This window comes from Streptomyces sp. NPDC054765 (assembly GCF_053612065.1).
This window is the reverse complement of the sequence record NZ_JBSHBP010000002.1, coordinates 287772-297167: the sequence shown is the minus strand read 5'-3', so window position 1 is coordinate 297167 and position 9396 is coordinate 287772. Positions and strand designations below refer to the sequence as shown.

Genomic DNA, 9396 nt, shown 5'->3' with positions numbered 1-9396 from the left:
CGTATCACCGTGGAGGCACGGGGCGAGATCCTGGAGCTGAAGACGACGATCAACACCATGGTCGACCAGCTCTCCGCCTTCGCCGACGAGGTCACCCGCGTCGCCCGCGAGGTCGGCACCGAAGGAAACCTGGGCGGTCAGGCGCAGGTCAGGGACGTCTCCGGGGTCTGGAAAGACCTCACCGACAACGTCAACTTCATGGCGCTCAACCTGACATCCCAGGTCCGCAACATCGCCCAGGTCACCACCGCCGTGGCCAACGGCGATCTGTCCAAGAAGATCGACGTGGATGCGCGCGGCGAGATCCTGGAGCTCAAGGACACGGTCAACACGATGGTCCAGCAGCTGCGGGCGTTCGCGGACGAGGTCACCCGCGTCGCCCGCGAGGTCGGCACCGAAGGCCGGCTCGGCGGCCGCGCCCAGGTGCACGGCGTCTCCGGTGTCTGGAAGAACCTCACCGACAACGTCAACTCCATGGCCGACAACCTGACGTCCCAGGTCCGCAACATCGCCCAGGTCGCCACCGCCGTCGCGAAGGGTGACCTCTCCAAGAAGATCGACGTCGATGCCCGCGGCGAGATCCTCGAACTGAAGACGACGATCAACACGATGGTCGACACCCTCTCCTCGTTCTCCTCCGAGGTGACCCGGGTGGCCCGCGAGGTGGGCAGCGAGGGCCAGCTCGGCGGCCAGGCCCGGGTCGAGGGCGTCTACGGCACCTGGAAGCGGCTGACCACCAGCGTCAATGAGCTGGCACTGAACCTGACGACACAGGTCCGGGCGATCGCCGAGGTGGCCAGCGCGGTCACCCAGGGCGATATGTCCGGCTCGATCACCGTGGACGCCCAGGGCGAGGTCGCCGCCCTGAAGAACAACGTCAATCTGATGGTCGCCAACCTCCGCGAGACCACCCGCGCCAAGGACTGGCTGGAGTCCAACCTCGCCCGTATCGCCAGTCTGATGCAGGGCCACCGCGACCTCGTCGAGGTCGCCGATCTGATCCTGCGCGAGCTGACCCCGCTGGTGAACGCGCAGTTCGGCGCGTTCTTCCTGGCCGAGGCGGGTGCCGAACCGGGCGAAGGCCTGGAGCTGATCGCCGGGTACGGCACCGGCCAGCCCGAGGGCCGCCGCACCCTGCCGCGGCTGCGCCTGGGCACCCCCGGCTGGGGCCTGATCACCCAGGCCGCCATGGAGAAGAAGCGCATCGTCGTCGAGGCCGTCCCGCCCGACTACATCACCATCAGCTCCGGCCTCGGCGCCGCCGCCCCGGCCAGCATCGTCATCCTCCCCATCCTCTTCGAGGACCAGGTGCTCGGCGTCATCGAGCTGGCCTCCTTCAGCCGGTTCAGCGAGGTCCACCTCGCCTTCATCGACCAGTTCGTGAACACCATCGGCGTCTCGATCAACACCATCATCGCCAACTCCCGTACGGAGTCCCTGCTTTCCGAGTCCCAGCGGCTCACCGCCGAGCTGCGCCAGCGCTCCGACGAGCTCCAGCTGACCAACGCCGAGCTGGAGGAGAAGGCGGCCCTCCTCGCCACCTCCTCCCAGTACAAGTCGGAATTCCTGGCGAACATGTCGCATGAGCTGCGCACCCCGCTGAACTCCCTGCTGGTGCTCTCCCGGCTCCTCGCCGACAACCCCGACGGCCGGCTCTCCACCCAGGAGGTGGAATTCGCCGTCACCATCCACCGCGCGGGCTCCGACCTCCTCCAGCTCATCAACGACATCCTCGATCTGTCGAAGATCGAGGCCGGCCGGATGGACGTCCACCCCAAGGCCCTGCCGCTGATCAAACTGCTCGACTACGTCCGCGCCACCTTCAAGCCGCTCACCGTCGACCGCGGCCTCGCCTTCGACGTCCAGGTAGGCGAGCACGTCCCCAAGGAACTGTTCTCCGACGAGCAGCGCCTCCAGCAGATCCTGCGCAACCTCCTGTCCAACGCGGTGAAGTTCACCTCCACCGGCAGCGTGGAACTCATCGTCCGGCGCGTACCGGGCACGGATTTCGCGGAGGAGTCCCTCCGCACCGCCGACGACGTCATCGCCCTCTCCGTGAAAGACACCGGAATCGGCATCCCGCCGGAGAAACTCGACGGCATCTTCGAGGCGTTCCAGCAGTCCGACGGCACCACCAACCGCAAATACGGCGGCACCGGCCTCGGCCTCTCCATCAGCCGCGACATGGCGGCGCTGCTCGGCGGCCGGATCCTCGCCGAGAGCGAGCCCGGAGTCGGCTCGACCTTCACCCTGTACGTGCCCGCGCGCTACACCGGCCCCTTCCCCGCGCCGAGCCCCACCGCCGCGACCCGCCCCGCCGACAGCACCGCACAGGCCGGCCCCGCCCGCCCCGTCCTCGCCGAACAGCTCACGGCCACACCCCCCGGCCCCACGAGCACCACGAGCACCACACGCAGCTCCTCGTCCGGGGACGTCTTCGCCACCAAGGGGGCACAGGAACAGACCCCGCACCTGGGAGGCCACTCCGCCGACGGCGGCGATGTCACCTGGCCCGAGACCACCCGCCTCAAGGACTGGCTCAGCGGACGCCCCGGCGAGGTGCTGGCCAATCGCCGGATCCTCATCGTCGACGACGACATCCGCAATGTCTTCGCGCTCACGCACGTACTGGGCCGGGTCGGCATCAGCGTGAAGTACGCGGAGAACGGCCGCGAGGGGCTGGAGGTCCTCGACCGGACGCCGGACGTCTCGCTGGTGCTGATGGACATCATGATGCCCGAAATGGACGGTTACGAGATGATCAAGGCGATCCGACATGCACCTCGATTCGCGGCCCTGCCGGTCATCGCGCTCACCGCGAAGGCCATGCCGGGCGACCGCGAAAAGGCGATCGAGAGCGGGGCCAACGACTACATCCCCAAACCGGTGGACGTGGACCGGCTGCTGACCGTGATCTGCGGCCTCCTGGACCCCCGGAACGGCGACGATGGCGGCGACGACGGCAAGGGCGGCGGCGCCGGCGAGGAGACGGGCCAGGACGGCCGGGGAACGACGGGTGAGCAGTCATGACGACCACACCGGACACCTCCCCCAGCATCCTCATCGTCGACGACATGGAGGAGAACCTCGTCGCGCTGGAAGCCGTACTGGGCTCCCTCACCCAGAAAGTGGTCCGTGCGCGGTCCGGCGAAGAGGCCCTCAAGGCCATGCTCCGCGAGGAATTCGCGGTCGTCCTCATCGATGTGCTGATGCCGGGCATGAACGGTTTCGAGACGGCCGCCAACATCAAGGGCCTGGACCAGACGAAGGACGTCCCGGTCATTCTCCTCACCGGCGCGTCGGTCGACCCCAACTACGCCTACCGCGGCTACACGGTCGGCGCCGCCGACTTCCTGATCAAGCCGTTCGACCCCTGGCTGCTGCGCACCAAGGTGAATGTCTTCCTCGAACTCTTCCGCAAGAACCGCCAACTGGCCGCCCAGGCCGAGCAGTTGAAACGGCTCCTGACCTCGGACGACCAAGCCGGCGACGAGGTGGCCCCGCACACCACGGCGACGCCGCCGACCAGGACGGAAACGGCCTTGCCCACCGCCTCGCCCCTCGCCTCGGGCTCGGCCTCGGCACCCCCCTCGGTCACGACCTCGGCACCGGCAGCCCAGGAACGCCCCGGGCCCCAGCAGCCCCAGCGCCCCCAGCACCCCCGGCAGTCGGCCGCCCCGCACCCCCCGATTCCCCCGGAGAACCCCGCGACCCCGGCGCCTTCCGAGCCGCCCCCGCAGCCCGCCGCACCCGCCGCCGCCGACGCCTCCCGCCTCGCGGAAATCGCCGGTCAGCTCGCCGAGGTGGAACTCCTCCTGCGCGACGCCAAGGGCTCCGACAAGACCCGCCTGGCCGACCGCATCGCCGAGTTGGAGCAGGCGGTGGGGCGGTTGATGGTGGGCCGGGGGGCCTGAGAACTGAGTAGGGTCGGGGACCGGCGCGGTGGCTGATGCAGCTCGCACAACGTGTCCCCGCGCACGGTCGGGCAGTCGAAGAGGTCGTCCCGGAAGCGTGACGCCACCGCGAACGCTTCCCGCCGGACGCCGGGTTGCAGCAGACTCGTTCCCCCACGGCCTTCGTGCCGGCCATGTGCTTCTTTGGTCGGAGCACATGACCAGACGAAGGCCGTGTTCACGTCCCCGCAATCCTTGTACGAGCGATTACGTCCGGGGAATCGTTCAGGGTCAGACCATGGAGAACAAGCTCAGCGCATCCACTCAATGTAGAAGTTGGGGAGTCCGGGCTGGGGGTCGCTCTGGCAGGTGGCCTCGTGGTACTTGGGGTTCAGCGGCAGGTCACTCTTCAGCTGGTCGACGCACTGCTGAAAGGAGCCGAACGACTCGCCACCGACCTGCACCCAGCCGTCATTGGGCTGGGTGTCGGCGAAAGCGGCCGTGGCGGTCAGCGGCATGGTGACCGCGGCGGCGCCCACGGCGAGTCCGAGAGCGATACGAGTGCGCCAGGACTTCATGAATTCCTCCATTGGTTGGTTTCCGGTCGTTCTCCGCACAGCTCTCCTGGAGAGACGCTGCGGCCGAAAGCCGCCTGAGCTGTGCGTCGTTCACCAGGTTTGATGCGCGCACCGGGCCAGACGTTCACCAGAGGTGGCAAGTTTTTCGGGCCGGTGTGCCCGGGGGCCGGGAAGGAGGCGCTCCCGGAGGCGCGGTGGACAAGAGGAGCCTTAGACAAGGAGCACCTCGCCGACCACATCCCCGAATTGGGGCAGGCGGTGGGGCGGTTGATGGTGAGCTGGGGGCTTGACGAGCGTCCGCGCGGACGGTCCATGGCGGCCCAAAACCGGACCGAGCCCACGACCGAGCCTACGACCGCGACCGCGACCGTGGTGCAAACTTGCTATTCGACAAGCAAGTTAGTTCGGGTGCATGCGGCACGCTCGCGTTCATGCCGCCCGAACAGCCCGCCCCGACCCGCAGGGCGCGTCGCACCCAGGAGCAGCGGCGCACCGAGACTTCCTGCGTGCGGCTCTTCACTCTTTTGATTCACCTGGTGGCGGCAGTCGCGGCAAAGACCCGGGACGGGGGCGCGGAAGGCACGCTCGCAGCCGTCGCAGGTTTGGAGCGGTGGTGGGTCCGGGGGCCTGGGGGCGGAGGGGAGTGCCGCCGGGAGGGGTGGGGGCAAGAGCTCCGTGAGGCGGTGGGCGAGTAAGGCTGCCGGGTGGTGGAGGGTGGGTGGGAGGCCGCTGGTCAGGGCGCTGCGTACGGCGTCCGGGGACGCGCCGCGTTCCAGCCAGGCGGCCACGGGCGGGGTGAGGCGGTGGATGTCCCGTACGGAGAGCAGGAGGCGGGGGTCGTCGCGGCGGAGGTTCGCCAGGAGGGCGGCGGCCGGGGTGTGGTGCGCGCGGGTGCGGGGCTGAGGTGGCTGCGGGTGCGCTGACGGTCGGCGTGGCGGGGGTGCGGGCTCGGTTGGTCGGCGGGGAGGCTCAAGGGCCGAAGCCGGGGCCGGGGTCGGGGTCGGGGTCGGGTCTGAGATCGGGGCCGAGGTCGGGGCCGAGGTCGGGGCCGGGGTCGGGGCCGAGGCCGGGGCCGAGGCCGGAGCCGAGGCCGGAGCCAGGGCCGAGGTCGGGGCCGGGACAGCAGGGGGCGGTTCGACAGCAGCGCGGCGTTTGGCCTGCTCGGCGGCCTCGCGGGCGCGGCGGGCGCGGGTGGCTTCGGGGTTGTTGTACGAGATCGTGACCGTGACCACCCGCCCGTCATCGGTGCGCCGTCGGACCCGTTCGAGATAGCCGTGCGCCTCCAACTCCCGTAAGGCGGCGGCGATGCGGTCGCGGCCCTCGGGGAACCTCTTCGCGAGCGTACGGATGTCGACCGGCGCGCCCTCGGGCAGCGACTGGATGTGGGCGGCAAGCCCGATCGCCAGGCCCGACAGGGAGCGGTGCTGGGCGAGGTGGTTGCCGACGATCGTGTAGCCGGGGTCCTGGAATTCGGTGACTTTGCGGACGCCGGACGGGGATCGCCGAATCTCGTACCGGTCGCGCGCAGGCGCATTAAGCTTTTGCTCAGCCATCAGGAAGCGTCTCTTCCTCGTTGGTCAGGCCCTCGATCGGGATGCCAGTCCCGGCCGGGGGCCGTCGCATGTGTGCGGGTGGATGCGGGTTTTCGGGGTGTCATTACCGAGAGTGCACGGACGGAGGCCGCGGAGGCCAGTCTTCCGGTCGTGGATCACCCGAGTGAGTGACGGCGGTGCGGCCAGGGCCGGTTGGGCTGGGTGGGGTGGGTTTCTGTACCTGGGGTGATGAGGTCTTTTACGGGCCGAAACCCCGGCGCGCGGCTCACCGAAGCACGGTTTTCCGGCCTCCGGTTGACGGGCGGCCGGCCGATTCACCGGCCCCACATCGGCAGGTCGAACTCCGCCCAGACCGTCTTGCAGGGGAACGGTCCCTGCCGGGTGCCCCAGCGATCGGCGAGCACGTCGACCAGGACCAGGCCATGGCCCGATTCCCGCAGGCCTGAGCCCTGTGGGTCCGGGAGCCGGTCACCGCGTGCATCCGTCACCTCGATACGGAGCGTGTCCGCGTCGGACAGGACGGCGAGGCGGAAGTCCCGGCCCGGTACGCGTCCGTGCGTCGCGGCGTTCGCGGCCAGCTCGGCGATGACCTGCGCCGGTGATTCGAACGGCACGCCCCAGGAGCGGAGTTGTTCGGTGGCAAGGAGCCGTGCGAGGCGCGCGCCCCGGCGGGTGGCGGAGAGCTGGACCGTGAACTGCAGCTTGTGCTCGGCAATTTCCTGATTCATGTCACTCAGCGTGGTCGGGCGTGCTTACGCTGAACAGTGCTACGGCCGGTACGCACGGTGACTGTCCTGGCGTTGTCCAGGAGTGTCCCCGCTGTCCAGGAGGTGGGAGCGGATGAATATTGACGGAGCGGACGAGGCGGGTTGGGACGTCGATCCGGAAGACGAAACACAAGCCCTCGTCGAGGCGGTCGGCCGTCAGTTGAAACTCTGGCGTAAGGCTGCGGGCCTGCGCCCAGCGGAGTTCGGTGCGGCCCTGGGGTACGGGGAGAACCTGATCTACAAGATCGAGCGGGGTGCGCGTATTCCCCGCCCGGAGTTCCTCGACAAGGCAGACGAAGCGCTGGGAGCAGGCGGCAAGATCGCCGCGATGAAGAAGGACATGGAACAAGCCACTTACCCCAAGAAAGTCCGGGACCTGGCCAAGCTGGAGGCGAAGGCAGTCGAACTCGGCGCGTACGGCAACCACAACCCGCACGGATTACTGCAGACGAAGGAGTATGCGCGGGCGCTGATCCAAACGTGGCGTCCTGCCTACTCGCAAGACGAAGTGGAACGGATGGTGGCCGCGCGCATGGCACGGCGGTCCATCTTCGAGCGCTCACCCGCACCATCGCTCACTTTCGTCCAGGAAGAAGTGACGCTTCGTCGCCCCGTAGGGGGCAGAATGGTTCTGCGTCGGCAGCTCGAACGCCTGTTGGAGGTGGGTCAGTTGCGGAACGTCGAAATCCAGGTGATGCCGACCGACTGCGACGATCACGCCGGGATGGGCGGTCGGATCCAGGCGCTGAAGTTCGGAGATGGCTCAGCGGTGGGGCGTGACGAGGGCCAGGTCACCAGCCGTCCGCTGACCGACCCGAAAGAGATCCGAGTCCTTGAGCTGCGCTATGGCATCATCCGGGCCCAGGCACTCACCCCCCGGGAGTCGCTGGCCTTCATCGAAAAAGCGCTGGGAGAGACATGCCCCTGAAGCCCTCTGCGGTGAACGTTTCTGAGCTGGAGTGGACGAAGAGCAGCTACAGCGACAGCAGCAACGGCCACGACTGCGTCGAAGTCGCCTGGCAGAAGAGCAGCTACAGCGGCGACAGCAACAGCAACGAATGCCTCGAAGTCGCCACCACCCCCGACACCATCCGCATCCGCGACTCCAAGAACCCCCACGGCCCACAGCTCCACCTGCGCCCCGCCGCCTGGGCAGACTTCGTCGCCTACGCCGCCGCCGAGGGCTGAGTCAGCTCAGGACCTCGGCCGCCTTGGTCAGAGATCAGGTCAGGAGGCTCACCTCGTGGCGCGTGCTCCGGCCGTCGGGGGAAATGCGCAGCCGGTGTCTGTGCACGCCGGGGCGGCCGGCGGTCACGTACTCCTCGTAGGCCTGGGCAACCTCGTCCCACAGCTTCCTCGCGCCGTGCTGGGCCACCGCGAAAGCCGCCGTCTGCCGTCCGTCGTAGTCCACGCAGGCCCAGCCGGCCGCCTGGCCGTCGGCCAGCCACAGTCGCGTATGGGCCTCTTCCGCCTCGGTGTCCCACACATGCCAGACTCCCGGCACCCGTAGGCCGATATACATCTGCGCATCGAGGTCCTGCCCGGCAACTGCCCAGGGGGACAGTCCCGTCGTGGAACGCTCGGGCTCCCGACCCTCGTGACGGATGGCGCCCCGTAGTTCCGCGTCGACCTGCTGGGCGCGCATGAGCATGAACGAGCCGTACGGGGCGAGCGAGCCCTCGGCGGTTCCGTCGGCCTGCTTCGTGGCGATGAGAGTCCCGAAATTGCACCACGGGGTGTCCCACGGGATGACGAGGCGGCCACCGGTCACGGTCTGCTCCAGCCAAGGGAGCGGCACGGTCCTGACGGAGCAGGTGGCGATGATCCGGTCGTAGGGCGCGTTCGGCCGCCAACCGTCCGCGCCGTCCGCACAGACCACCTCCGGCCGCTGCCCGCTCGCCTTCAGCGCCCGCTGAGCCTCGCGGGCCAGCCGGGGGTCGACTTCGAGCGAGGTCACGTTCTCGGCACCGAAGAGGAAGGAGAGGAGGGCCGCATTGAATCCGGTACCGGTGCCGATCTCCAGTACGCGGTGTCCCGGCTGCACGTCCAGCTGCACGTCGAGGTCCCTCAGCATCCGTACGACCATGCTGGGCATCGACGCGGAGGAGGACGGCACCGTGTCGCCGTCGGAAAGCTCGGTGAACTGGGTGACCAGGGGGGCGTCACGGTAGGCCGTGCTCCACCAGCGATCGGGGTCCTGATCCCGGTCGCACGGCTCGTAACTGCCCTTTCCGTCACGCAACCACACTGTGGGCGGCAGAAAGAGAGGGCGAGGAACGGCCTGCAGGGCCGCGCGCAGAGGGGCGGGGACGGAGGAACCGAGCACTTCGGCGATCTCGTCCAGCAGATCGCTGATGGCTTCGTCCGGCACCGGGTGCGAGTTCAACGGGCCTGCTCGGGTTTCGGCGGCGGAGTCGGCTCCGGGGCCGGTGGGATCGGTCGGCCCGGCTGCTGTCCGTCCTCTCCGATCGGACTGCGATGCTTGCCCACTTCGTCCCCCTTCGCCGGATAGAGCCAAAGCCACAGAGAGCGTATGGCCGGCCTGAGAAGCGGTGGAAGGGCGCAGAGGGTGCATGCACCGGGCGCGCCCGGGTGGGCCGCACTC

Annotated in this window: 7 protein-coding genes and 1 pseudogene; 4 read left to right on the top strand and 4 right to left on the bottom strand. The window is 68.8% G+C overall.

Annotated elements, in window-relative coordinates:
• Together ACWGJY_RS02955 and ACWGJY_RS02950 are read left to right on the top strand one after the other, a co-directional pair.
• A partial coding sequence (locus ACWGJY_RS02955; RefSeq protein ID WP_453259021.1) for a HAMP domain-containing protein occupies positions 1-3030 on the top strand: 3030 nt, incomplete at its 5' end.
• Positions 3027-3476: pseudogene (locus ACWGJY_RS02950) on the top strand (response regulator); the annotation flags it as partial. The gene ACWGJY_RS02955 and the pseudogene ACWGJY_RS02950, both read left to right, overlap by 4 nt.
• Before the next feature lie 728 nt (positions 3477-4204).
• Here ACWGJY_RS02950 and ACWGJY_RS02945 read toward each other — a convergent pair.
• From ACWGJY_RS02945 to ACWGJY_RS02935, 3 genes are all read right to left on the bottom strand, one after another.
• Positions 4205-4471 carry a hypothetical protein gene (locus ACWGJY_RS02945; RefSeq protein ID WP_453259020.1) on the bottom strand — a complete coding sequence of 89 codons (267 nt, stop codon included), beginning with the start codon at positions 4469-4471 and terminating at the stop codon, positions 4205-4207.
• A gap of 383 nt (positions 4472-4854) precedes the next feature.
• The gene (locus tag ACWGJY_RS02940) at positions 4855-6024 is read right to left on the bottom strand and encodes a hypothetical protein (protein ID WP_453259019.1); all 1170 of its coding nucleotides are present in this window, start codon (positions 6022-6024) and stop codon (positions 4855-4857) included.
• A 314-nt stretch (positions 6025-6338) separates the two neighbouring features.
• Complete coding sequence (locus tag ACWGJY_RS02935) at positions 6339-6752, bottom strand: ATP-binding protein (RefSeq protein WP_453259018.1); 414 nt, start codon at positions 6750-6752, stop codon at positions 6339-6341.
• Between the two features lie 112 nt (positions 6753-6864).
• Here ACWGJY_RS02935 and ACWGJY_RS02930 point away from each other — a divergent pair, with 112 nt between their 5' ends.
• Positions 6865-7719: a helix-turn-helix domain-containing protein gene (locus tag ACWGJY_RS02930; RefSeq protein WP_453259017.1), complete on the top strand. Its 855-nt coding sequence runs from the start codon at positions 6865-6867 to the stop codon at positions 7717-7719.
• Between the two features lie 11 nt (positions 7720-7730).
• Positions 7731-7979, top strand: coding sequence for a DUF397 domain-containing protein (locus ACWGJY_RS02925; protein WP_453259016.1), 249 nt, complete (start codon positions 7731-7733; stop codon positions 7977-7979).
• Between the two features lie 34 nt (positions 7980-8013).
• Here ACWGJY_RS02925 and ACWGJY_RS02920 read toward each other — a convergent pair whose 3' ends face one another.
• Positions 8014-9177 carry a methyltransferase domain-containing protein gene (locus ACWGJY_RS02920; protein WP_453259015.1) on the bottom strand — a complete coding sequence of 388 codons (1164 nt, stop codon included), beginning with the start codon at positions 9175-9177 and terminating at the stop codon, positions 8014-8016.
• Positions 9178-9396: the final 219 nt, after the last annotated feature.

Bases quoted from the DNA above. Each gene is read 5' to 3' on its own strand.
- ACWGJY_RS02935 (WP_453259018.1), bottom strand. From the start codon at position 6,752: ATGAATCAGGAAATTGCCGAGCACAAGCTGCAGTTCACGGTCCAGCTC.
- ACWGJY_RS02940 (WP_453259019.1), bottom strand. From the start codon at position 6,024: ATGGCTGAGCAAAAGCTTAATGCGCCTGCGCGCGACCGGTACGAGATT.
- ACWGJY_RS02945 (WP_453259020.1), bottom strand. From the start codon at position 4,471: ATGAAGTCCTGGCGCACTCGTATCGCTCTCGGACTCGCCGTGGGCGCC.
- ACWGJY_RS02930 (WP_453259017.1), top strand. From the start codon at position 6,865: ATGAATATTGACGGAGCGGACGAGGCGGGTTGGGACGTCGATCCGGAA.